The organism is Myxococcus hansupus (genome assembly GCF_000280925.3).
GTDB lineage: Bacteria > Myxococcota > Myxococcia > Myxococcales > Myxococcaceae > Myxococcus > Myxococcus hansupus.
This window is the reverse complement of the sequence record NZ_CP012109.1, coordinates 975,286-999,460: the sequence shown is the minus strand read 5'-3', so window position 1 is coordinate 999,460 and position 24,175 is coordinate 975,286. Positions and strand designations below refer to the sequence as shown.

The following is a 24,175-nucleotide window of genomic DNA, read 5'->3' as shown; positions in this document are numbered from 1 at the left end:
GGCTGGACTTCCAGCCGGCCGTTTCACTATGACTGGGAGTGTCTCCCGGTTGTCGGGGGCGGGAAGAACGGGCGGCTCTCCTCGCGCCGCCCCGCGAGACTGAAGGAAGCGCAATGGCAACCGGTTCCGTGAAGTGGTTCAACGACGCGAAGGGCTTTGGCTTCATCACCCAGGACGGCGGTGGTGAGGATGTGTTCTGTCACCACACCGCCATCAACATGGACGGCTTCCGCACCCTGGCCGAGGGCCAGAAGGTGGAGTTCGAAGTCACCCGCGGCCCCAAGGGCCTGCAGGCGCAGAACGTCCGCGCCGCCGGCTAACGCGTCCGTCAGCCATTCCTTCCGGACTGGCCGATGACAAGAGGCCCGGCCCCACCACCTGGGGACCGGGCCTCTGTTTATCCAAAGCCTGACGGCCGCGCGGCCTACAGGTTGCGCTTGAAGTGGTCCATCACGCGCTCCCACTGGCGCTGCGTGACGAGCGGGTCCGGCACCATGTGCGTCAAGCCGCTGAGCGGCAGCAAGTCGTGCTGCTTGCCAGCGCGGAAGAGCGCGTCGCTCAGCTTCAGCGTGTGGAAGAAGTACACGTTGTCATCCGCGGTGCCGTGGATGAGCAGCAGCTTGCCCATGGGCTTGTCCTGCTTGGCGTACGTGAGCAGCGAGCTCTTCTCGTAGGCCTCCGGGTTCTGCTGCGGCACGCCCAGGTAGCGCTCGGTGTAGTGGGTGTCGTAGTCCAGCCAGTCCACCACCGGGGCGCCGGCCACGCCGGCCTTGAAGACATCCGGGCGCTTGAGCACGGCCAGGGCGGACATGTACCCGCCGAAGCTCCAGCCGGAGATGCCCACGCGGGCCAAATCAATCTCCGGGACTTCCTTCGCCAGCGCCTGGATGGCGGCGGCCTGGTCATCAATCGTGACGCCGGCGAAGTCGCCCTTCACCTCGCGCTCCCACTTCGCGCCGCGCAGCGGGGTGCCCCGGCCGTCAATCTTCACGACGAGGAAGCCCTGGTCCGCCACCCACTGCGACATCAGGTGCGCGGCCATGCTCTTGTGGACCACGGTGGTGGTGGGGCCGCCGTACACCTCGACGATGACGGGCAGCTTCTTGCCGGGCTTGAAGTCGCGCGGGCGCACCAGGGACGTCCAGAAGCGCTCGGGGCCCACCTGCCGCTGCTCCACGTTGGGAACGTAGGGCGGCTCCTGCGCCACCGAGGGCAGCTCGCCCACGCGGGTGCCGTCGCCGCGCACCACCTGCACCTTGGGCATGGCCTTCAGGCCCTGGCCGTTCATCACCACCAGGCCGCCGCTCTTGGACACCGTGCCCGACTCGATGTCGAGCCCCGTCGTCACCTTCTCCGGCGCGCCGCCCGCCTTCACGCGCCACAGGTGGCTCTGCGTGGGGTTGGGGCCGCCGTTGAAGTAGAGCGTGTCCTCCTTCTGGACGTAGCGCGCCAGCGAGCGGAAGCCCGCGTCCGGCTTCACCACGGTGCGCGCCAGCGAGCCATCCGCGTTGCGCAACTCCACCTCCGGGCCGCCGTTGCGCTCGGTGTACCAGAGGAAGCCGCTGCCATCCTCCAGCCACAGCGGGAAGGCCTGCTCCAGGTTGAGCCAGGCCTTGTCCGTCTCCGTGAGCAGCTCCTTCGACTTGCCCGTGCGCGGGTCCACCGCGAGCAGCTTCTGCTCCGTCTGCTCCCGGTTCTGCACCAGCACGGTGAGCGGGCCGCCCTTGGGCCACGCCACGGTGGCCAGGTACGGGTACTTCGCCGCGTCCCACTGCGCCCAGACGGTGCGACCGCCCGCGGCGGGGCTGATGCCCAGGCGCACCTTGGCGTTGGCCTTGCCAGGGCGCGGGTACGCGAACTCCTCGCCGCCGCGCTCGGGGTGCATGACGTCGACGATGGTGAGCTTCTCCACGTCCGACGTGTCCGACTCCGTGTAGGCGACGGACTTCGCGTCCGGGCTCCACCAGTAGCCGGTGAAGCGGCCCATCTCCTCCTGGGCGACGAACTCGGCCACGCCGTGCGTCTTCGCCGCGGTGCCGCCCTTGGTGACGCGCTGCTCGCGGTTGGCGGCCACGTCGATGCGGTACACGTCGTTGTCCCGCACGTAGGCCACCTGCTTGCCGTCCGGCGAGAAGCGCGGGTCCAACGTCCCCGGGCCCGTCTTCAGCTCCGTCACCTTGCCGCTGACGCGGTCCACCACGTAGAGGCGGCCGGACAGGGGCACGAGCAGCCGGTTGCCGTCGTCGGACACCTGGTAGCTGGTGATGCCCCGGGCGCTGACACGCATGCGCTCACGGCGGGCCTTCTCCTCGGTGGTGAGCGTCTCCTCGGCGCCCTTGAGGATGGCCTCGGGCGTGAGCAGCTCCCGCGTCTGCCCGCTCTCCACGTCGAACGCGTAGAGCGTCTGCACGTTGGACGTGGGCTGGGTGCGCAGGAAGAGGATGCTCTTCTCGTCGGGGGAGATGCGCACGCCGCCGGGCCGGCCGCTCATGAAGCGGCGCGTCTCCGAGAACTGGCGCAGGAAGGGGTCTTGCGACACCTGCGTCTTGGACATGGTCAGGGGCTTCTGCTCCTGGGCGGAGGGAGTAGCGCTCGCAAGCAGGAGCGCGGCGGTGAGGACGTGGCGCATGCGTCGTCGAATCCCCGCGGGAAGGGCGGGGCTCCTTTCGTGGAAAGGTGCGTGAGGCAGCCTACACTCGGCGGCCACGCGGCCGGAGCAAACGCCCGGCGCGCTGGAGGATTCCCGACGTCATGGACACGGAAGACGACGCCCTGCGGCACCTGCGGCTGGCCGGCATCATCCGGCTGGGCCTGGGCGGAGGCCGCGGCCCCTCGGACGCGTACGTGTTCGACCCGCACCGGCTCGCCCTGCCCGCCTGGGCCTGCGCCCTAGGAGACGCGGGCGCTCCCGCACTGCTGGTGACGCTGGACCGGCACCTGGACACCGTCGTGCCCCAGCGGCCCGCCGCCGTGCCGGACCGGGCCGCCGGGCTGCGCGCGCTGGACGAGCACGCCCGCTGGTCCCTGGACGTCCGCAACTACGACCACATCCTCGCGGCCATGGAGGCGGGGCTGGTGGGTGACGCCCTCCTGATTGCCCGGACCCGCCCCCGGGGCGCCTTCACCGCCGACACCTACGTGGACACCCGGGGACGCCCGCACCGGCTGGTGGCGGTGCCCACCGTGGACCGGGCCGCCGAGGCCTGGAGCCACCCCGCCCCGGCGACGCCGTGCGCGACGTGCTGGACGCCGCCGAGCGCGTGCTGCTGGACGTGGACCTGGACTGCTTCACCTCCCTGAGCGACGCCGACCCGACGACGGTGCTGCCCTGGCCCCAACAGGTGATTCGCGAGTTCCTGCTTCCCGCGGACTCCGGCCCCTTCTGGGACGCGGTGCTGGGCAAGACGGTGGCGCTGACGCTGGCGCGCGAGCCCCACCACTGCGGCGGGCTGCTCGCGTCCGGGGTGCTGTTCCAAGACGCCGCGGACGTGCTTTTCCGGGAACTGCTGCGCACCGAACCGCCGTGAGCGCTACAGCGGCGTCTCCATGAAGTTGGGGCGGATGTCCGTCATCTGCCCGCCCGCGAAGGAGAAGCGGCTGCCCACCGGCGGCCGGGCGTCGTTGAGCACGTAGCCGAAGTCCACGCGGAACGGCAGCACGTTGAACTGCGGGAAGAGCAGCCGCAGGCCCATGCCCACCGTGTGCACCATGGCGGGCCTGTCATTGAAGGCGCTGCCCGAGTCCCAGAAGAGCACCCCGCCCAGGTGCACCGTCTTCACGACGATGGGCCGGCTCCGGTACTCCAGGTTGAAGAGGAGCAGCCGCCGGCCCGAGTACGCGTCCGCGCCCGCGCCGCGCAGGCCGTTGGCGCCGCCCAGCAGGTGGATGCGGTCGAACAAGTCGTCGATGTTCACATCCAACAGCCCGCGCGCCACGAAGCGTCCACCCAGCACCTTGGGGGACACCTCGATGAGCTCCGCCGCCCAGCGCCGGTTGTTCCACGCGCCATGCTCACCCAACTGCCGGCGGATGGCGCCCGACACGGACGCGGTGGTGAGCGTGTCGCCCAGCCGCAAGCGGTAGCGCAGCGCGAGGCCACCTTCGGCGAAGTGGCTGCGCTCGCCGAACACCGGGGGCGCGTAGCGCAGCGTGGCGGAAATCCAGTGCCCCATCTGGAAGTCCTCGGCCAGCACGTACGAGTCCACGTCGCGCAGCACCTCGTAGCGCGCGTCGAAGGCGCGCAGGCTGAGGCCCACGTAGCCCGCGTCCTCGGCGCGTGGCAGGTAGTTGCGGTTGAACCACTCCGACTGCTCCGGGGAGAGCCCGGACGCCAGCGGCGCGCCGTAGGCGTAGTGATAGGCGCCCACCGTGCCGCCGATGTTCCACTTGTAGCGCGTGCCCAAGGAGCGGGTGTACGCGAGCCCGCCCACCACCTCCTCCGTCCGGTAGACGTACGGCACGGCCGGCCCGCCGGGGAACGGGAGCTGCCAGATGGACGCGCCCCGGTAGACGCGGTTGGTCTCCACGTTCCAGGCCACGGAGGCGCTGGCGCTCCACGGCGTGGACAGCGAATACAACGGCCGGCTCACGGAGAGGCTGCCGCGTGAGCCTTCCGTCTGGCCACTCTCCCGGCCCTGGATGACGGCGATGGATTCACTGAGCGACCACCAGCTCCCCAGCACGCGCGGGTCGGTGTAGCTCTGCCCCAGGCTGAGCGTGTCCTGCCGGAGGACGAAGTCCACGGCGATGCGCTTGCCGCGCCCCAGGAAGTTCTGCTCCGTGCCCTGCAGCTTCAAGTACTGGAGCAGCGAACCCACCGCCGCGAAGTCGCTGTTGAGCCGCAGCGACCAGATGTCCTTGGTGACGGCCATCAGCCCCACCGTGTCCGGCGTGCGCCCCTTCACCGGCACCAGCCGCACCATGGAGAACAGACGCAGGCCGCGCAGGTTGCGCGCCGTCTCCTGCGCGAGCTGTTCCGAATAGGGCTTGCCCACCGTGAGCAGCACCTCGCGGCGCACGACGTTTTCCCGCGTCCGGGCGTGGAAGATGTTGAGGAAGTCCGGGAACGGGTCGATCTCCGCCACCACGTCCTCGGTGTCCACCAACACCTCGGACAGCACCTTGCCCGCGGGCGCGGGCTCCAGCTCCCGGCCGTGCCGCTTCAGCGCCGCCTCGATGAGCGCGTCCTCGTAGTTCTCGATGCCCGCCGCGACGCTTTGTGACTCCGAGGTGTCGGACGTGGCCTCCGACGGGGCAGGCGCCACCGCGAGCGCGGAGACCAACAGCAGGGAAGGCAGCGGGAGCGGCACGTGGGCATCCTGTCACGAGCGCGCCACTGTCCTCTGGACAATGCCGCTCACTGTTACTTCACCGGATTTTCTGCATTCGCGGTTGCGTCAAAATTATCCACTGGGGAAGCAACCGCGAAGCCCCGGCCGAGGATAATCACGGCATGACCAGCGTCGTCGGCCCCCGCCGCTCGCCCCTTCTCGCTCGCCCGACCACCGAAACCGCCCGTGAGACACCGTCCGCCCCCCGGACGAACTCCGTGGCCACCAGCTCGTTCCAGCCGTCGCGGCCGGGACTGGAGGGCTCGACGCCCTCGATGCTGACGAAGCTCGGCGCCGTCTTCGTTCCCCAGCTTCCGACGCCGGCAGCGGGCCTGAAGGCCGCCGCGGGCGCGCGCGCCACCCCGCTGGTCCACAGCACCCGCCCCAACGCGGACATCAAGGACAACACCACCATCCAGAGCACCATCGACGTCCCCGAGGACGCCACGGTGGAGTCGCTCAAGCTGAACCTCGACATCCAGCACACCTACCGGGGCGACCTGAAGGTGACGCTGACGTCGCCGTCCGGCAAGAGCGCGGTGGTGTCCGACCGCAAGGGCGGATCCGCGGATGACCTGAAGGGCAGCTTCGACCTGTCCGCCTTCAAGGGCGAGCCCGCGCAGGGCACCTGGACGCTGTCGGTGCAGGACGCGGCGCGCGGCGACACCGGCACGCTCAACGAGTGGGGCCTGGACATCGTCCCCGAGACGCCCGTCACGGGCCCCGAGGAGCCGGAGGAGCCCGAAGGCGGCCTCTTCGAGGGCCTGCGCGACGAGGCGCTGCTGGACGCGCTCCAGGACTACTCGTCCGGCAAGAAGGTGGTCAGCTACAACGAGGCCCGCCGGCTGATGTTCTCCAGCCTGGACGTGAACGCGAACGGCAACATCGTCTGCGTCTACACGGGCATCGAAGTCAAAGGCGGCAAGATTCCCAACAACTCGGTGATGAACACCGAGCACACCTGGCCGCAGTCGAAGGGCGCCACGGGCGCCGCCAAGAGCGACCTGCACCACCTCTACCCCACCGACAGCAAGGCCAACTCGCGCCGCAGCAGCTTCCCCTTCGGTGAAGTGGTGAACGTGCGGTGGAGCCAGAATGGCGCCAAGCTGGGCACCGACGCGCGCGGCAACATGGTGTTCGAGCCGCCCGACTCCCACAAGGGCAACGTGGCGCGGGCGATGTTCTATTTCTCGGCCACCTACAACAAGTCCATCCCCAACGCCGAGGAGGCGGTGCTCAAGGCGTGGAACAAGCTCGACGCGGTGGACGACGCCGAGCTCGAGCGCAACCGCCGCATCGCCAACATCCAGGGCAACTCCAACGCCTTCGTCGAGGACGCGAGCCTCGCCGACCGGGTGAAGGACTTCTAGGCCCCGGCCGAGCGCAGCTCGCCCTGGCGCAGGGGAGGCAGCTTCTCCCCTCGCGCCACCGCGGCGACGATGCGCGCCAGCCGCTCCACGCCGTCCGACAGGGCGGCCGGCCCCGGCTGGAGGATGAGCGAGCTCTTCACCTCGTAGAGCTGATCCTCCAGCACCGCGGGCACCTGGGCCCAGCCCGGGCGCTCCACGATTTTCTCCCGCTTCGCCTTGCGTCCGCACCAGCTCGCGATGACGCCCTCCGGTGCCCGGCGCGCCACCTCCTCCGGCGGGAAGATGCGGCCCTGCGCGCCCTGCGACGCGCGCGACTCGCGGCACACGTCCACGCCGCCCACCAGCTCCACCAGCTCCGAACACCAGCGAATGCCGGAGATGAGCGGCTCATGCCACTCCTCGAAGAAGATGCGCGGCCGGCGTGGCAGCGACTCCGCCGCGTCCGCGTGCCGCGCCAGGTTGGCGGTGAGCTCGGTGGCCAGCGCCTCGGCGGCCTCGGGCCGGCCCACCAGCGCGCCCGTCAGCCGCACCGACTGGAGAATCTCCGCGATGGAGCGCTGATTGAACAGGTAGACGGGCACGCCCCGCTTCGCCAGCTCGCGGCCGATGTCCGCCTGCAAGTCGGAGAAGCCCAGCACCAGGTCCGGCTTCAGCTCCAGGATGCGCTCGAAGTTCGCGTCCAGGAACGAGCTGACCCGCGGCTTCTTGCGCGCCTGGGGCGGCCGCACGGTGAAGCCGGACACGCCCACCACCAGGTCCTCCGCGCCGATGCGGTAGAGCACCTCCGTCGTCTCCTCGGTGAGACACACGACGCGGCGGGGATAGGGCGGCGCTCCGGACAGCAACTCGGAAAGTCGGGCATTCATGCGGTGCCGCAACCTACCGCGCCCGCCTCCGTGCAACGTGCCTGTCGCACGCGACAGTGCGCGGTGCATGGGCGCGCGCCACACTCAGAGTCACGGATTCACGCACGTGTGTCGGCTGTGAAACGTTGCGGCGCCCGAGCCGGATTCTCGGCCGGTGGCGCACTGCGCCAACCCGGCAGGTCGCTTGGGAGGTGGACGATTGCAGTGTTAGCATCTGCCTTCATGTTCGACCGGCGTGTCCAGTGCCTTACCGGTCGGTGGGGGCAGTCATGATGGAGAGCAACGCCCCGACGAATGGCGCCCCACCCGACGTCGCGGACCCCATGCTGGGCCGGGTCCTCAACGAGCGCTTCCGCATCCTGGAGACGCTCGGAGCCGGAGGCATGGGCCGCGTCTACAAGGCCATGCAGTCACCGCTCGACCGGCTGGTGGCGCTGAAGGTGCTCAATCCGCAGTACGGCGAAGGCAAGGACCCCGGCTTCCAGAAGCGCTTCTTCCTGGAGGCCAGCGTCACCGCGAAGCTGCGCCACCCGAACACCGTCACCGTCATCGACTACGGCAAGACGGAAGACGGCATCTATTACATCGCCATGGAGTACCTGGAGGGGCTCACGCTGGGACAGCTCCTCACGCAGCTCGGGCCCCTGCCCTGGCCGCGCGCGCTGAACATCACCCAGCAGATCGCCCGCTCGCTGCGCGAGGCGCACAAGGTCGGCCTCATCCACCGCGACCTCAAGCCCGCCAACGTCATGGTCCTCAACCAGGAGACGGACCACGACGTGGTGAAGGTGCTCGACTTCGGCCTGGTGAAGTCCTTCACCGGGGACGCCGCGCAGGTGCCGCAGGACACGTCGCTCACGCAGGCGGGCATCATCCTCGGCTCGCCGCAGTACATGGCGCCGGAGCAGGCGCGCAACTTCGCCGATCCACGCAGCGACGTGTACAGCATGGGCGTGGTGCTCTATCAGATGCTGATTGGCCGGCCGCCCTTCCTGGCCTCGCAGAGCATCGACGTCATCGTCAAACACATCAACGAGCCGCCGCCCGCCTTCGGCTCGCTCTACCCCGGCCACGGCATCCCCGCGGAGGTGGAGGCCCTGGTGATGAAGTGCCTCGCCAAGGCGCCCGCGGACCGCTACCAGTCCATGGACGAGGTCATGGACGCCACGCGCCGCACGCTGTCCACGGTGGGCGTCAGCGGGGCCTTCAGCGGCGCGCGCTTCGGCGCGGGGAACGTCGGCGGCAGCGGCCCCATCAGCGGCCCCCACGGCACGCCGGGCTCCGGCCCCGCCACCGTGGCGCTCGACATCTCCGTGGAGGAGGCGCCGGCGAAGCGCAGCCCCAAGACGCTGGCCCTGGTGCTCGGTGGCGCGTCGATGCTGGTGGGGCTCGGCGCGGCCGTCACCCTGGCGTTGCGACCCGCCGCGCCCCCAGAGCCCGTCATCAATCCCCTGGCCCCCACGCTCGCGCCGCGTGAGCCGGCCACCGCGGAGGCCCAGCAGCCCGCCGCGCAGCCGCCGCCCGAGGAGGGCTTGGGGGATGAGGAGCTGGACCTGGCGCCGCTGGAGCGCATCAAGGCCGCGCCGGTGCGCTTCCTCATCGTCAGCGAGCCCTTGGGCGCGCGCGTGACGTACGAGGGCAAGGACCTGGGGGAGACGCCCCTGAACCTCGAGGTGGCCCCGGATGAAAGCGGCGTGGCGCAAGCGGCGCTGACCTTCACCCTGGATGGCTACCAGCGCGCGCGCTCCGTGGCCCGAAGCGCGGGCCCCGAGGAGCGCTTCACGCAGAAGCTCGTGCCCAAGAAGAAGGCGAGCCCGCGGCCCGGAAAGGGCCCTGACTCGTCGCCCTACAAGGACGACCCGTACTAGTGAAAACCCTGACAGCCCTCAAACGAGCGGGCCTCCTCGCGGTGTGTCTGTGCGCGGGGGAGGCCCTGGCGGACGCCCGCCTTGAGGCCCGGCGCCACTTCCGCAGTGGCATGAGCCTCATCGCCCAGAAGCAGTATGCCGAAGGCATCGCCGAGCTCGAGGCCGCGTACGCCATCAAGCCGCACCCCAACGTGCTCTTCAACATCGCCCGCGCATACCAGGACGCGGGCCAGCCCGAGGCCGCGCTGGAGGTGTACCAGCGCTACCTCGCCACCAATCCGCCGGACGCGGCGACGGTGCGGCCCATCGCGGTGGCGCTGGAGCAGAAGCTGAAGGAGGCGGAGGCCCAGGCCGCCGCCCCCGCCCCGGACACGTCCGCCCTCCCCATGCCGCCGCCTCCGGCCAGCGTGCAGACGCAGCAGCAGCTCGTCACGCTGCTGGAGCGGTTGGAGAAGGCCGTGGAGCGCGCGGAGGCCATGCCGGTGGGCTCGGCGGCGATTCCCGGCCTGACGCCGGGCGGTGTCGCGCCCGCCAGCGGCGACGAGGCGGCCAGCGGCGAGGACCTGGGCGCGGTGCCCTACGAGGAGCGCGTGGTCACGGCGAGCCGCCGCGCGCAGTCCTCGCTGGAAGCGCCCAACGCCACCACCGTCATCACCGCCGAGGACATCCGCCTGTCGGGCGCCACCACGCTGCCGGAGCTGCTGCGGCGCGTGCCGGGCGCGGACGTGATGGCCCTGGGCGTGGGCAGCGCCAACGTGTCGCTGCGCGGCTTCAACCAGCGCATCGCCAACAAGGTGCTGGTGCTGGTGGACGGCCGCACGGAGTACCAGGACTTCCTCGGCCTCACCATCTGGTCCTCCATTCCCATTGGCCTGGAGGAGATCGAGCGCATCGAGGTCATCCGCGGCCCGGGCAGCGCGCTGTACGGCGCCAACGCCATGTTGGGCGTGGTCAACATCATCACCCGCGCCCCGGGCACGGGCCCGCGCGCGCAGTTCACCGTCACCGGCGGCACCGGCAACACCGCCGCGGGTTCGTTCGTCAGCCACGGCGGCTCGGGCGGGCTCCGCTACCGGGCGGCGGCGGGCTACTCGCAGACGGACAAGTGGAGCCGCGACTACGACGGCGGCCTGCCGGACATCACGCTGCGCGGCCCCGACCCGGACCTGGGCGCTCGCGGCGCTCGCGGCTCGCTGTCCGCCGAGTACACCTTCGCGGAGGGCCGCAAGGTGGGCCTGTCCGGCGGCGTGAATCGCTTCACCACGGAAATCTATCCACCGGGCCTGCTGCGCAACTACTTCATCGACGGCCTCAACGCCTTCGCCAAGGGCGACGTGGAGCTGGGGCCGCTGAAGCTGAAGACGTTCTGGAACCACATCTCCAGCGACGCGGGGCCCCAGTACGAGCCCACGGGTCAGCGCTCGCTGGTGACGGCGCTCAGCTCCAACCTCTTCAACGCGGAGCTGCTCTTCGCGCGCGACTTCGAGCTGGGCGGCATCCACCAGCTCAACGTCGGCGTGGAGGGCCGCCTCAAGCGCGTGGCCTGGGGTGACTACCTGGGCCCCCTGCGCGAGCAGGTGCACACCGCGTTCTTCGTGCAGGATGACTGGCGCATCGTGGAGCCGCTCTCGCTGGTGGCCAGCTACCGCGTGGACCGGCACCCGCTGCTCAACCAGGGCCGCCCCGGCCTGGCGCACTCGCCGCGCGTCTCCGCGCTGTTCAAGCCGCTGGAGAACCACGCCTTCCGCGCGAGCGCGGCCGCCGCCTTCCGCGAGCCCACGTTCCTGGAGAGCTACACGCAGCTCACGGTGCCCGTGCCCGGCGTCAACGGCGCCAGCTCGCTGACCACCGGCAACCAGCAGCTCCGCCCCGAGCGCCTCACTGCCTTCGAGCTGGGCTGGCGCGGCGAGTTCCCGGAGCTGGGCATCGACCTGGACGTGGCCGCGTACCAGAACACGGTGAGGGACCTCATCGGCCTGTCCGCGGTACGGCGGCTGCCCCCGGGGCAGTCGTATGACCCGGGCACCGGCTCGTTCCTGCTGGGCACGTCGTCCTTCGTGAACGAGGACGCCATCTACACCGCGCGCGGCGCCGAGGCGGGCATCACGCTGGCCCCGGTGGACGGCCTGGGCCTCAAGGTGAGCGCGTCGCTCCAGGACATCACCTCCGACCGCGAGTCCGCGGACGAGTGCGGGCCCTGCAACCAGGCGCCGCAGTTCCGGCTGTACGGCGGCCTCACCTACCGTTCGCGCGCGGACCTGGAGTTCGGCGTGGACGCGGCCTACACCTCCGCCTCCACCTGGATTGAGCGCGAGCCCGCCGCCGCGGACCCCACGCGCATCGACTTGGTGTCCAACCCGCTGCGGGCCTACACCGTCGTCAACGCGCGCGTGGGCTACACGGCGGTGAAGGACACCGTCACCGTCGCGCTGGTGGGCAGCCACCTGGGCGGCGCGCACTCGCAGCACCCCTTCGGCAATCGCATCGAGCGGCGCGTCTACGCGACCCTGACGGTGACTCCATGAGCCGCCCTACCCTGTCCTGGAAGCGGGCCGCTGGCGGCCTCATCCTCGCGTCCCTCATGGGCCTTGGCTGTGATTCGCCCCCCGTGGTGCCCACCGCCGACGTGCGGCAGAACACCCGCACGGCGCGCATCGACGGCCACCTGGTGGTGAACTCGCGCGCGCGTGGCAACGTGGTGGTGTTCCTCTACGACGCGAACCGGCCCCCTCCGCCGCAAGGCACCGGGCGCCCCATCACCTTCACCGTCGTCCCCGCCGAGCGCGTCTTTGGCCCGGCGCTGGCGGGTGACACGGCCGGTCCCTTCGTCGCGCCCTTCAACTTCAGCCTGGTGCCCGCGGGGCGTTACATGCTCCGCGGCTTCATTGACGTGGAGGACTGCGGCACGGAGGTGGGCGCGTACTGCCGCCACCCCGACTTCAACCCCTGGTACGGCGTCACCGGCGAGCCCAACGCGGGTGACGTGGGCGGCGCCGCGGTGGACCCCACCACGGGCAGGCCGCTGGTGCTGGAGGTCGCCAAGAACGAGGCCGGACAACCGCAGCCGCTCACCGGCGTCACGGTGAGCTTCTCGGACGCGGCGCGCGTGCTGCGCGACAGGCCCACGTTCCAGGTGGTGCAGGGCGACTCGCAGATGGGCATGTCCACGAAGACGCTGCGGCTGCAGCCGCTGGTCATCCACGACGGCGCGGTGGACCAGCGCCCGAACGGGTTCGCCGTCAGCTACGTGGACGCCAACAACGACGGCATTCCGGATGACGCCAACAACGACGGCATCCCCGACCTGTGGCCGCGCGTGGTGGTGCGCAAGCTGGCGGCCGAGGGCTCGAACCTGCTGGACGAGAATGACCTCGACCGCGACGGCGTGCCGGACCCGGTGGGTGTGGATTACGCACGCGCGGACACCGGCGCCCCGGATGGCCTGACGGATGTCGTCGTGCTCGCCGCGGGGCTCCTGCCGGACGGCCCGCTCGCCGCGCTCACCGACGAAAACGGCAACCCTCGCATGGAGGGCGCCATCATCCCGGAGTTGCAGGTGGTGGTGCGCCCCCAGGCATTGGATGCCCGGGTGCCCGAGAACCCAGTGCCCCTGATGGAGTTGCCCCGGGGTCGCTACGCGGTGGTGCTGATCCAACCCAGTGGTCAAACGTGGCGTGTGCCCAACGAACTGGCGCCCGCCCTCGCGTCTGGACTGGGCCTTCCCGCAGTGGAAAGTCAGGCTTTCTATCTGGAGGTTCCCTGAGTGGCGGTGCTTTGACTTCGAACGCTCCATCCGCCAACATGCCCGGTGTTCCCCAGGGGACTTGCCCCTCTTGAGGTTGATGATCCGATGAAGGCCGGAACCCTCCCCGAGCCCCTCCCCATCCGCTCCGCCACGGAGACGACCCGCCCCCTGGGGGCACGCCCCGCCGCGGGCACCGTCCCGCAGCGCGTGCTGCTGGTGGATGACAGCCGCTCCATCCGCACGCTGCTGAAGATCTACCTCATGGCCCGCAACTTCGAGTTCCTCGAGGCCGAGTCCGCCGAGGAAGGCCTCAAGGTGTCGGAAGCGGAGCCGGTGGACCTGGTCCTCACCGACTTCCACATGGACGGGATGAACGGCGCGGACTTCGCCGCGCAGATTCGCGCCAGCGGCAACCCCAAGCTGGCCAAGGTCCCCATCCTGATGATGACGGGCGACCCGAACGTGGCGGAAGTGCGCGCCCTGGGTCAGAAGGCCGGCATCAGCGCCTTCGTGCGCAAGCCGGTGAGCTGCGCACAGTTGATGACGCTGGTGGACACCATCCTTCCCCTGCCGCGCAAGTAAGCCCCCGCGCCCAGACGCGCGACTTCACGCCGGGTTCCGGGCCGCCGCAGCGGCACGGACCCGGCGTTTGCGTAGGGCCTCCCCCACGCGGAGGGCGAGCAGCACCGCCAGCACCGCGCCGTAGAGGAGCGGCTCGGTGACGTCCTTCTTCACCCGCCACACGAAGTGCACCACGCCCAGCGCCGCGGCCACGTAGGCCAGCCGGTGCAGCCGCTGCCAGCGCGGGAAGCCCAGCCGCCGCACCCAGCGATTCGTGGACGTCACCGCCAAGGGCACCAGCAGCACCAGCGCGGCGAAGCCCACGGTGATGAAGGGGCGTTCGGTGACATCCGCCCACAAGGTGCCCCACGCCAGGCCCTGATCCACCACCGCGTACACGAGGAAGTGCGCCACCGCGTACGTGAAGGCGAGCAGGCCCAGGGTGCGGCGCACGCGCGCGGGCCACGTCCACCCCGCCACCAGCCGCAGCGGCGTACACGCCAGCGACGCCAGCAGCAGCACCAGCGCGAGCAGCCCCGTCTGGTGGAGCGCGGCCTCAATCGCGTTGGGCCCCAGCTCTCCACGAGGGCCCTGCACGGCGAGCATCACCAACGGCGACAGGCCGCCCACGACGAGCGCGGGGTTCAACCACGGGTAGGGAGACGAAGCCATGGCGCGAGGACTCAGTAGAACCGGCGCAGGTCCATGCCGGTGTAGAGGTGCGCCACCTGCTCCGCGTAGCCGTTGAAGGGCAGCGTGGGGCGGCGCTCGAAGTCACCGATGCGCCGCTCGGAGGCCTGGCTCCAGCGCGGGTGGGACACGGCGGGATTCACGTTGGCGTAGAAGCCATACTCGCGCGGCGCGGCCAGCCGCCACGTCGTCATCGGCTCCTCGCGCGTGAGGGTGATGCGGACAATGGACTTGATGCCCTTGAATCCATATTTCCACGGAACGACGAGCCGCAGCGGCGCGCCATTCTGGTTGGGCAGCTCGCGCCCATAGAGGCCCGTGGCCATCAACGTGAGCGGGTGCTGGGCCTCATCCAACCGCAGCGCCTCCGTGTAGGGCCAGTCCAACAGCCCCCGGCGCTGACCCGGCATCTGCTCCGAATCCAGCAGCGTGGTGAACGCGACGTACTTCGCATGGCTGGTGGGTGCCACGCGCTGGAGTAGCGCGGCCAACGGAAAGCCCAACCACGGAATCACCATGGACCAGGCCTCCACGCAGCGCATGCGGTAGACGCGCTCCTCCAACGGGAACCAGGACGAGAGCTGCTCCATGTCCACCGTCTGGGGCTTGTGCACCTCGCCGTCGATGACGACGCTCCACGGCCGCGTCTTCAGCGTGTGTGCGAAGCGGGCCGGGTCGTTCTTGTCGAAGCCGAACTCGTAGAAGTTGTTGTAGGTGGTGACGTCCTCGTAGGACGTGGGCGGCTCGTCCGTGTCGTACGGCCCCTTCACCACCGGAAACGTCACCCGGCCCGCGTCCGGCACGAAGCGGTCCATGGGGCGCGTCTGCTTGCGGCCCAGCAGGTGGAGCCCGCCCGCCACGGCGACGGCCGTCCCGGCGAAGAGGCCCGCGTTCTTGAGCAGCTCGCGCCGGCGCAAGTACGTCTTCTCCGGCGTGACTTCGGAGCTGGGGGGCTCGGCGGGCGGCGTGTCGCTCATGGCCCCTGTATAACGGCCCAGGGCGGCCGGGCGTTACCGGGTGGCGCCTTCTTGTCCCGGGAGCGTGCTCGCGGGCTCCTGCGTCAGCGCGGCCTCGCGGGCCCGGGCGTCCTTCAAGCGCCACAGCCGCCACCAGGGCGTGCCGGGCGACTCGTGGTGCTCCCAGTGGTAGCCGAAGAAGAAGCAGGTCAGCAGGGCCCACAGGTGGTTGCGCGGCAGCGTGCGCGCGTGGTGCGGCGCCATGTCCGGCGTCTCCGGCCGGCGGTGCGGCAGGTAGGTGCCGAAGTAGAAGAGCTGCAAGGTGCCCAGCACCGAGGGCAGCACCCAGAAGACGAGGATGCGCGGCTGGGACACGCCCAGGAAGAGCAGCACGTTGAACTTGGCCGCCATCACCCCAATCTGGGGCAGCGTGGTGTAACGGGCCATGAAGGTGCCCAGCCAGGGCCAGAAGGACTGGCTGCGCAGGGAGAAGTCCGGGTCGTCCTCGCTCGTGGGCCGCGCGTGGTGGGCGCGGTGGTTCACCACCAGCCGCCGGTACGACAGCCCCGCGAAGAGAAAGCAGGCGACCGTGCCCACGGCCTCGTTCACCCAGCGGCGGCCGGACACGGTGCCGTGCATGGCGTCGTGTCCGGTGATGAAGAGCCCCGTGCACAGCCACGCCTGCAGGGCGACGTGCAGCCAGGTGAGCGGCGCCACCCACGGCAGCTCGGCCCGCGTCAGCGCCCAGACGAGGTGCCCGCCCCAGGCGCCCATGACGATGAGCGAGAGGATGACACCCCAAGGGCCGGGCGGTGCCGGACGGAGTTGGCGGGCTGGAGTCTCCATCTCTCCTGCTTTCTGAGCATCGCCGGCCCGCCGCGCACGGGAAACGCCAGGCGGCGGACCAGGGCGATGCACCGGTGGCTACTTCTTCACGTCGCGGACCAGCTCCTCGGCGGTGACGTAGCGGGGCTCGATGTCCACCGGCACACCCTGGAGGCGCTCCAGCACCCGCTGGACGGGAGGCCGCACCACGCCCTGCTTCGCCAGCAGCGCCTCGGCGGCCTTCCTATCCCCCCGGCCCTGAATCTCCATGAGCTGCTTCGTCAGCGAGACGACGGACGGCTTCATCTTCGCGGGCACCACGGAGAAGGTGCCGTCCGCGTTCACCTTCACCGCGCCGGTGTCGAGGAAGTGGTTGAGCTGCAGCGCGATGCCCTTGCCGTGCGCCTCGTCGATGCCGAAGCGGATGGAGCGGAACGCGGAGGCCAGGAACGTGGTGTACATGGTCCGCTCCAGCGACTTGTCGATGACGCCCGTGTCCACCAGGCGCTGGAGCGCCCACAGGCCGGAGATGTCCGCCTTCGCCTCCTCGATGGCGCTGGACGCCGACTGCAGCTCCTTGCGCACGGTGGTGGCCTTGCCGCCCACGGTGATGTTGCTGGGCCCCAGGCCGTGCATCAGCTCGTGCATCAGGATGTGGGTGAAGAAGGCGTCGAAGGAGACATCCTTCTGGTCCTGCGGGGTGAGCGCCACCTTGGCGATGGGCAGCAGCACGCGCTCGAACTTGGCCTCCTGCACGTTCTTCAGCATCACGCGCTTGGAGCCCATCTTCTCCGACACCCGCTCGTCGTTGGGCAGGTTGAAGGCCGCCGTCTGCACGCCGCGGTTGCCGTCACCGGAGGAGAACAGGCTGTTGATGACGCGGATGGGGGCCAGGGCGCCCAGCTTCGCGTTGCGCATCTTCGGGTTGATGGGGAGGTGGTCCTCCAGGCCCTGGAGCTGGCCGCTGAACTTCGCCAGCTTCTGCGTCTCCGCGTCGTCGCGCAGGCCCACGAAGGCCTCGAAGGCGGCCTTGTAGTTGAACCACTCGTCCTCGTAGACCTCGTAGGGCCCGATGGTGGGCTCCACGCTGGCGTCCAGCTCCATCCACGCCACCTCGCTGGCGTAGTAGTCGTTGGACAGGAACGCGTCCGCGCGGGACGTGAGGAACGCCTTCAGCGTGGGCTGCTGGGTGAGCGCGGCGGCCTCACGCAGGAGCGCGGCGGCCTGGGCCAGCTCGCCCTGGTACTCCACGCTGTAGGGCACCGTGATGAAGCGGCCGTCCGGGCCCCGGCGAATCGTGGTGTAGAAACCGGTGGCCTCCTTCTGCTGCGCCTCGGGCAGCGACTTCACCCACGCCTCCACCTCCGCCTTGGTGGCGCCAGCGGGGTAGAAGTTGGCGGCCTCCGGCTTGGCGGGCACGCCCGGGAGGAAGGGCCGGGCCTCGTCGAGGCTGTTCCACGGCCCCTTGTCCAACAGGAACGCCTGCAGCCGCGCGCGGCCCAGCGGCGTCGTGTCGTGGAGCAGGTCCAGGAGCAGCGTCTCGTTGCCCGCCCAGCGCTGCCGCAGGAACAGCGCGTCCATCAGCTTCGACGCCTGGACGATGCGGGCCAGGGCGCGGCGCTCGGTGTCGGGCAGCGCCGTCAGGTCCACCCGGAGCTCCACGGGGGCGAAGCGCGCCGTGAGGCGCTGAAGCTCCGCGGCATCCGGAAACCGCGTGGGCGGCGCCTTTTCCGCGGCGGAGGCGGCACCGGACAGCATCGCCGCGCCGAGCAGGGACAGGAGGGTACGGTTCATGTCCCCTTCCCTACTCCAACCCCGCCGCGCCCTCCCAGCGTTCCGCGCGATTGAAAACCCACCGTCCGACATTTCCAGGTGATTCGGGCACACCCGGAAGTCAGGGCCTTGTGCCACCATGCCCGCGCCTGGATGTCCCAGGCGCTGGCGGCAGCATCCCCGCACGCCCCCCCCGAGGCCCCTGATGACGCCCACTTCCACGTCCCCCGCGAAGTCCCCCTTCCGCTGGCAGTCCCTGCTTGGCGCCCTCGCCGCGCTGGCCATGGGATTCAGCGCCACCCCCGCCCGGGCCGGCGAGGAAATCCTGGTCCAGAAGGCGGTCAGCACCGTCAGCAGCCGCTATGGCCAGTCGTGGCAGGACCTCTCCATCACCCTGCTGGTGAAGAACCTCGCGTACCACAAGGAGGTCTCCGTCAGCATGAAGCAGCCGGACGGCACCTGGGCGGACCTGCCCGCCTATTACGTGGGGCCCGCGGGCAGCGGCGCCTCCGGACGTGAAATCTGGAAGGTGACGCGCATGTACACGAGCTGGGGCCTGGACCCGCAGCCCTCGCGCGACCTGGAGTTCGCGGCCAAGTACACCGTCGCCGGCCAGACGTACTGGGACACCAACCAGTTCAACCACCACCACGTGGGCCGCGGTGACGGGCCCTACCAGCCCTACAACCCGGTGCTGGTGGCCGCCAGCTTCTGGCGGGACAACGGCGACCTGGACGTCAGCATCGACGTGCACAACCTGGCCTACGCCAAGAACGTGACGGTGGTGTACTCCACGGACGGCTGGGCCACCTCGCACGAGGCGTCCGCGTCCTACGTCTCCGGCTACTCGTCGGGCTATGCCTACATCGCCAGCCCCAACGTCCAGAACGTGGAGCGCTGGCAGGCCCACATCCCCGCCCTCCCCGGCAACGTGGTGCTCTACGCCGTGCGTTACGAGGTGGCGGGCCAGACGTACTGGGACAACAACTTCGGGGTGAACCACCAGCACACCCGCCCCTGAGCGGCCGGGCGGACGGCGCGGACTCGACAAGCCGGTATCCATGGTTAAGGGAGAGCGACGCTGGCGCTCCACCGAGCGCCCGGAGGCCCTTTTCACATGACCGTCGAGAACGTCCCCCAGCGGGAGACCCACGCCTTCCAGGCGGAAATCAACCAGCTCCTCAGCCTGGTCATCAATTCGCTCTACAGCCACAAGGAGATTTTTCTCCGCGAGCTGGTGTCGAACGCGTCCGACGCGCTCGACAAGCTCCGGTTCCGCGCCATCACGGAGCCGGAGCTGCTCGCGGACGAGCCGGCCCTGGAGCTGCGCCTCATCCCCGACGAGGCGAAGGGCACGCTCACCATCGAGGACACCGGCATCGGCATGTCGCATGACGAGCTGGTGAAGAACCTGGGCACCATCGCCCACTCCGGCTCGCGCGAGTTCCTGGAGACGCTGGCGCAGAAGGGCCAGAAGGACGTGCAGCTCATCGGCCAGTTCGGCGTGGGCTTCTACAGCGCCTACCTGGTCGCGGACCGCGTGGAGGTGGTCAGCCGCGCCGCCGGCCAGGAACAGTCCGCCTGGCGGTGGACGTCCGAGGCCAAGGGCTCCTTCACCGTCGAGCCCGCCGAGCGCGCCACGCGCGGCACCTCCATCACCCTGCACCTGAAGGAGGACCAGAAGGAGTTCCTGGGCGAGTGGCGGCTGCGCTCGCTCATCACCCAGTACTCCGACTACGTGGGCCACCCCATCAAGCTCCAGGTGAGCAAGTCCACGGGGACGGGCGACGACGCGAAGACGGAGACGTCGCTGGAGGTCGTCAACAAGGCCAGCGCCCTGTGGCAGCGCGCCAAGTCGGACATCACCGACGAGCAGTACCAGGAGTTCTACAAGCACCTGACGCACGACTGGGAAGCGCCGCTGGCGTGGACCCACTTCAAGGCGGACGGCAACACCCAGTTCACCGGCCTGCTCTTCGTGCCCAAGCAGCCTCCGTTCGACCTGGACTCGCAGCAGCAGCGCGGGGTGCGGCTGTTCGTCAAGCGCGTGTTCATCATGGACCGCTGCGAGGAGCTGGTGCCGCAGTGGCTGCGCTTCGTGCGCGGCGTCATCGACTCGGATGACCTGCCGCTGAACGTGTCGCGCGAGCTGCTCCAGGACTCGCAGGTGGTGCGCTCCATCCGCAAGCACCTGGTGAAGAAGTCGGTGGACCTGCTGGAGAAGCTGGCCAAGGACAAGCCGGAGGACTACCTCACCTTCTGGAAGGCCTTTGGCACCGTGCTGAAGGAAGGCCTCGCCACGGAGGCGGAGCACAAGGACAAGCTGGGCGGCCTGCTGCGCTACGAGAGCTCGCGCGAGGAGGGCCTGACGTCCCTCGCCGACTACGTGGGCCGCATGAAGGAGGGCCAGGAGGCCATCTATTACGTCTACGGCGAGTCCCGGAAGGCCGTGGCGGACAGCCCCCACCTGGAGACGCTGAAGCAGCGCGGCTTCGAGGTCCTCTACATGACGGACCCGGTGGACGAGTGGGCCGCGCAGGGCCTGCGGGAGTTCCAGGGCAAGCCGCTGGTGTCCGCGCTCCAGGCGGACCTGAAGCTCCAGTCCACGGACGAGGAGAAGAAGGCGCAGGAGCAGCACGCCGAAGGCCTGAAGACGCTCACGGAGAAGATGAAGGACGTGCTCCAGGAGTCGGTGCGCGAGGTGCGCGTGTCGGACCGCCTCACGGACTCGCCCGTGTGCCTCGTGGTGCCCGAGGGCGGCTCGCCGGCGTACCTGGAGCGCCTGCTCCAGCAGCGTGGCCGGGGCGCGGGAATGCCGCGCGTGAAGCGCATCCTGGAGGTGAACCCCAAGCACCCCATCATCGAGCACCTCAAGGCCGTCCACGAGAAGGACCCGGCCGCGACCCAGGTGGCGGAGTGGATTGAGCTGCTGCACGACCAGGCGCTGCTCACCGAGGGCAGCACCATCGCCGACCCCAACCGCTTCGCGCGGCGCATGACGGGGCTGCTGACGCAGGTGGCGGCCCTGGCCGCGACGCCCGCTCCGGCCACGTCCGCACCCACCGCGGGCTGAGCCGCGACGCCGAGGCCCCCTCTTCACCGTGGGAGGGGGCCCTCCGGACAGGACGAGCGGGCAGGCAGCCTCCGGGCAGCGGGGGTAATCCCGACCCAGGGAGGGGGCCTGATTCCAGACACCGTGTCGGCTATCGTCCCCTCGCCTATCGAGGGGAGTCAGCAGACATGAAGCGAGTGGTTCTGGGATTGATCGCGGCCGTGCTCCTGAATGCGTGCGCCGCGCACGAGAAGACGGGAGACCGCGCCGCGGCCGTGGGCGACTGGAAGTCGGCGTATTCGTCCTACCGTCAGGCCGTGGCCAAGGAGCCGAACAACCCCGAGCTCAAGCTCAAGTTCGACAATGCCCGTGAGCGGGCGCTCCAGGATGCCCAGCAGCGTGCCCAGACGTGCGCGCAGGTGAATGACTGGGGCTGCGCGCTGGCGGAATCCGACTTCGCGCTCTCCGTGGAGCCGGGCAACGCGGAGATCGCCGGGTTCCGCGCGCACGCGGCGCAGCAGGTGGCGCTGGGGCAGTTGGACACGGCCGTCTCCCAGGCGCAGCAGGGCCAGTATGGCGAGGCCGTCTCGCTGATGGACCGGGCGCTGCAGCTCTCGTCCGTGCCCGAGGTGTCCACGCGCGCGGAGGACGTGCGGCGCATCGTCATCACGCAGGGGCGTGTCCAGGCGGACCGGTACCTTCACGAGGGCAACTACATCGCGGCCCACGAGCTGGCGCAGTTGGTGCTGCGGCTGGACGGGTCGGCGTCCGCTTGGGCGCAGCAGATCGCGACGGAGTACGAGCACTTCATCACCGAGGAGGTCGAGCGGCTGTCGCGCGACGGTGACGCCGCGCGAGCGCAGCACGACTGGATTCGCGCGCAGCAGAGCTACGCCTCCGCGCTGAGCCTGCGGCAGGGCGGCCGTGCGGCGTCGCTGGAGGCGTACTCGCGCCACATGGGCCATGCCGAGCAGCGGCTCGCGAGCCAGGACTGGCACGGGGCGGCGGACGGCTACCGCGCGGCGCAGCACACGGGTCAGGATGACGGCTACGCCGCGCAGCAGTTGGAGCGCGTGCAGCTTCGGCCCTACCGCGTCGTCCTGCGCTCGGTGCTGGTGACGCCGGGGCGTCCGGATGGCCGGGCGTGGGTGGGTCCGAACAACGACATCTTCGTGCGGCTGGCCAACCGGGTGACGCAGATGGCCCAGCGGCGTCAGATGACGGACCTGGTGGTCGACCTGGCCATGAGCCTTCCGCACGAGAATCGCCCGACGCTCCGCGTGGAGGTCCGGCACCCGGACGGGATGCACCTGACGACGCAGCCGCGCAACGGCATCTACACGCCATATGACGCCGAGTTCGTCGCCATCGCGAACGCGTTCGACGAGCGGCGGGTCATCTTCCAGGTGTTCATGGACGGTCCGCACGGGAGCGAGCTGCTGGGTTCGACGGAGGTTCCCATGCGGGAGCTGGTGGAGCACCGCGACGTGTCCCTGGATGGGCGGTCCATCCTCTCGCTGCGGCTGGCCACCAGCGTGGGTGACGGCCGCGTGCCGGGGCCCTCCATCGGCATGGCGAACGTCCTGCCCCCGCCGCCGCCCCCGGGCCGGCCCGCGGGGCCGCCGGTCCACACGGCCGCGCCCGTCCACTGACCTGACAGCCCGCGCCGCCTCCACCTCATGCGATGAGGTCAAAGTGCGCCTGAAGCGTCATTCCAGGCGTCGGAGGCGGCCAGGGCTACCCCGAGCGAGGCAGCCGCAAACGGAAGGTGGAGCCGATGCCCGCGCGGCTCTCCACTTCGATATCCCCGCCATGCGCCAGCGCGATGCGGCGGGAGACGGAGAGCCCCAGCCCCACGCCGGGGATGTCCTTCGACGCCGACCGGCTCCGCATGAAGGGCTCGAACAGGCTGTCGATGTCCGCCGGCGCGATTCCCAAGCCCTCGTCCGTCACCGAGACCACCACCTCCCGGTCCGTGGCCTCGAGCCGGAGCGACACCAGCCCCCCCTTGGGCGAGTACTTGATGGCATTGCTCACCAGGTTCGTGAGCACCTGCGACAACCGCGTCGAATCACACCGCCACGGCAAGGGCGTGTCGGGCACCGTGTACTCGAAGCGGTGCAGCTCGCTCGAAGGCCGGTGCAGCTCCACGACCTCCTCCACCAGCGAGCGCAAATCACACTCCTCCAGCCGCAGCTCCAGGTTCCCCGCCTCGATGCGCGTCCGGTCCAGCAGGTCCCCCACCATGCGCTCCAGCCGGTCGACCTGGGTGGAGATGCGCACCAGCGAGTCGCGGACCTTCTCCGGCGGAGGCAGCGTCTTCGCCCGCAGCAACATCTGCGCGGACAGCTTCAACGCATTCAGCGGCGTGCGCAGGTCATGCGCCACGCCCGCGAGGAACTGGAGCTGCCGAGCGTCCTGACTGGTGACGGTCTCCGCCATGTCGTTGAACTCGGCGCCAATCTCCTGCAGCTCCGGAGGCCCCTCCCGAGTCACGCGGGATTCGCGCCGGCCCGACTTGAAGGCACTCAGCGCCCGGCGGATGGAGACGAGCGGCCGGTAGATGCGCGTCTGCGCGATGGCCAGGAACAGCACCACGCCCGTCAGCACGAAAATCGCAAGCAGCGTCCCGATGAGCCGCACGTTCCGCCGCACCGCCTGCGCGTCATCCCGCGCGGTGCGCGCCCGGGCGATGCTCGAATCCATCACCGCGCGCGTTGAATCAATGGCCTGCGCCAGCCGCGTCCGCCGCTCCCCTTCGGACGCGCTCAGGTAGGTCTCCACGCTCGCGCGCGACGCGGCCACCAGCCCCCGCTCCGCTTCCGTCTCCGTGTACAGCTCCACGTGCGCGAGCCGCTCCGGCACCTCCCCCACCAGGTCATCCACGTCCATGGTGGGCCCCAGCAAGTTGGGGGCACCCATGACTTCGACCTCGTGCGCGTACTGGAGCAGCAACAGCGTGATTTCCAGCTCCGCCGCCGCGCGCACCCGTTCCGCCGCGTCGATGAGGCTGGTGGTCTGACGCTGCAGCAGGGTCGTCATCCAGAAGAGACCACCCGCCGACCCCAGTCCCAGAACCGCGAGGAGAACTGCTCCAAGGGTGAGGAAGGTCCGCAACCGCATTGCACCCCTCCAAGGG

At 70.0% G+C, this 24,175-nt stretch carries 17 protein-coding genes and 1 pseudogene; 10 read left to right on the top strand and 8 right to left on the bottom strand.

Annotation, left to right across the window (positions count from 1 at the left end; genetic code table 11):
* The first annotated feature begins 113 nt into the window (after nt 1–113).
* Nucleotides 114–320: a cold-shock protein gene (locus tag A176_RS04185; protein WP_002635868.1), complete on the top strand. Its 207-nt coding sequence runs from the start codon at nt 114–116 to the stop codon at nt 318–320.
* 104 nt (nt 321–424) lie between these two features.
* On the opposite strand, the gene A176_RS04180 is transcribed toward A176_RS04185, so the two are convergent.
* Nucleotides 425–2,629 carry a S9 family peptidase gene (locus tag A176_RS04180; protein ID WP_002635869.1) on the bottom strand — a complete coding sequence of 735 codons (2,205 nt, stop codon included), beginning with the start codon at nt 2,627–2,629 and terminating at the stop codon, nt 425–427.
* Nucleotides 2,630–2,751: 122 nt separating this feature from the next.
* Between A176_RS04180 and A176_RS04175 the strand changes: the two are divergent.
* Nucleotides 2,752–3,527 (top strand): annotated as a pseudogene (locus A176_RS04175) (hypothetical protein).
* Between the two features lie 3 nt (nt 3,528–3,530).
* Here A176_RS04175 and A176_RS04170 read toward each other — a convergent pair.
* Nucleotides 3,531–5,309 carry a BamA/TamA family outer membrane protein gene (locus A176_RS04170; protein WP_002635871.1) on the bottom strand — a complete coding sequence of 593 codons (1,779 nt, stop codon included), beginning with the start codon at nt 5,307–5,309 and terminating at the stop codon, nt 3,531–3,533.
* A 143-nt stretch (nt 5,310–5,452) separates the two neighbouring features.
* On the opposite strand from A176_RS04170, the gene A176_RS04165 reads away from it, so the two are divergent.
* Nucleotides 5,453–6,700 (top strand): endonuclease, encoded by a 1,248-nt coding sequence (locus A176_RS04165; protein WP_044889710.1) that lies wholly within the window; start codon nt 5,453–5,455, stop codon nt 6,698–6,700.
* Here A176_RS04165 and A176_RS04160 read toward each other — a convergent pair.
* On the bottom strand, nt 6,697–7,566 hold the full coding sequence (locus tag A176_RS04160) for a cobalamin-binding protein (protein WP_002635873.1): 870 nt from the start codon (nt 7,564–7,566) through the stop codon (nt 6,697–6,699). The two genes, A176_RS04165 and A176_RS04160, sit on opposite strands and share 4 nt — an antisense overlap.
* A 269-nt stretch (nt 7,567–7,835) precedes the next feature.
* Here A176_RS04160 and A176_RS04155 point away from each other — a divergent pair, with 269 nt between their 5' ends.
* The 4 genes from A176_RS04155 (at nt 7,836) to A176_RS04140 (ending at nt 13,761) form a co-directional block, all read left to right on the top strand.
* Entirely contained in the window at nt 7,836–9,434 is a 1,599-nt protein-coding gene (locus tag A176_RS04155; RefSeq protein ID WP_002635874.1) for a protein kinase domain-containing protein, read from the top strand.
* Nucleotides 9,434–11,959 carry a TonB-dependent receptor domain-containing protein gene (locus A176_RS04150; protein WP_002635875.1) on the top strand — a complete coding sequence of 842 codons (2,526 nt, stop codon included), beginning with the start codon at nt 9,434–9,436 and terminating at the stop codon, nt 11,957–11,959. Before A176_RS04155 ends, A176_RS04150 begins: the two co-directional genes overlap by 1 nt.
* Complete coding sequence (locus A176_RS04145) at nt 11,956–13,197, top strand: hypothetical protein (RefSeq protein ID WP_002635876.1); 1,242 nt, start codon at nt 11,956–11,958, stop codon at nt 13,195–13,197. Before A176_RS04150 ends, A176_RS04145 begins: the two co-directional genes overlap by 4 nt.
* Nucleotides 13,198–13,284: 87 nt before the next feature.
* On the top strand, nt 13,285–13,761 hold the full coding sequence (locus A176_RS04140) for a response regulator (RefSeq protein WP_002635877.1): 477 nt from the start codon (nt 13,285–13,287) through the stop codon (nt 13,759–13,761).
* A gap of 24 nt (nt 13,762–13,785) precedes the next feature.
* Here A176_RS04140 and A176_RS04135 read toward each other — a convergent pair whose 3' ends face one another.
* From A176_RS04135 to A176_RS04120, 4 genes are all read right to left on the bottom strand, one after another.
* The gene (locus A176_RS04135) at nt 13,786–14,412 is read right to left on the bottom strand and encodes a protein-methionine-sulfoxide reductase heme-binding subunit MsrQ (protein WP_002635878.1); all 627 of its coding nucleotides are present in this window, start codon (nt 14,410–14,412) and stop codon (nt 13,786–13,788) included.
* A gap of 11 nt (nt 14,413–14,423) precedes the next feature.
* Entirely contained in the window at nt 14,424–15,407 is a 984-nt protein-coding gene (gene msrP / locus A176_RS04130; RefSeq protein ID WP_002635879.1) for a protein-methionine-sulfoxide reductase catalytic subunit MsrP, read from the bottom strand.
* A gap of 33 nt (nt 15,408–15,440) precedes the next feature.
* Nucleotides 15,441–16,232: a fatty acid desaturase gene (locus tag A176_RS04125; RefSeq protein ID WP_002635880.1), complete on the bottom strand. Its 792-nt coding sequence runs from the start codon at nt 16,230–16,232 to the stop codon at nt 15,441–15,443.
* Nucleotides 16,233–16,310: 78 nt separating this feature from the next.
* Nucleotides 16,311–18,005: a dipeptidyl-peptidase 3 family protein gene (locus tag A176_RS04120; protein WP_002635881.1), complete on the bottom strand. Its 1,695-nt coding sequence runs from the start codon at nt 18,003–18,005 to the stop codon at nt 16,311–16,313.
* A 184-nt stretch (nt 18,006–18,189) separates the two neighbouring features.
* Here A176_RS04120 and A176_RS04115 point away from each other — a divergent pair, with 184 nt between their 5' ends.
* The 3 genes from A176_RS04115 (at nt 18,190) to A176_RS04105 (ending at nt 22,688) form a co-directional block, all read left to right on the top strand.
* Nucleotides 18,190–19,005 (top strand): carbohydrate-binding protein, encoded by an 816-nt coding sequence (locus A176_RS04115; protein WP_002635882.1) that lies wholly within the window; start codon nt 18,190–18,192, stop codon nt 19,003–19,005.
* Between the two features lie 96 nt (nt 19,006–19,101).
* The gene (gene htpG / locus A176_RS04110; protein WP_002635883.1) at nt 19,102–21,057 is read left to right on the top strand and encodes a molecular chaperone HtpG; all 1,956 of its coding nucleotides are present in this window, start codon (nt 19,102–19,104) and stop codon (nt 21,055–21,057) included.
* A gap of 167 nt (nt 21,058–21,224) precedes the next feature.
* Complete coding sequence (locus A176_RS04105) at nt 21,225–22,688, top strand: hypothetical protein (RefSeq protein ID WP_002635884.1); 1,464 nt, start codon at nt 21,225–21,227, stop codon at nt 22,686–22,688.
* 85 nt (nt 22,689–22,773) lie between these two features.
* Here A176_RS04105 and A176_RS04100 read toward each other — a convergent pair whose 3' ends face one another.
* Nucleotides 22,774–24,159 (bottom strand): HAMP domain-containing sensor histidine kinase, encoded by a 1,386-nt coding sequence (locus A176_RS04100; protein ID WP_002635885.1) that lies wholly within the window; start codon nt 24,157–24,159, stop codon nt 22,774–22,776.
* Nucleotides 24,160–24,175 lie beyond the last annotated feature (16 nt).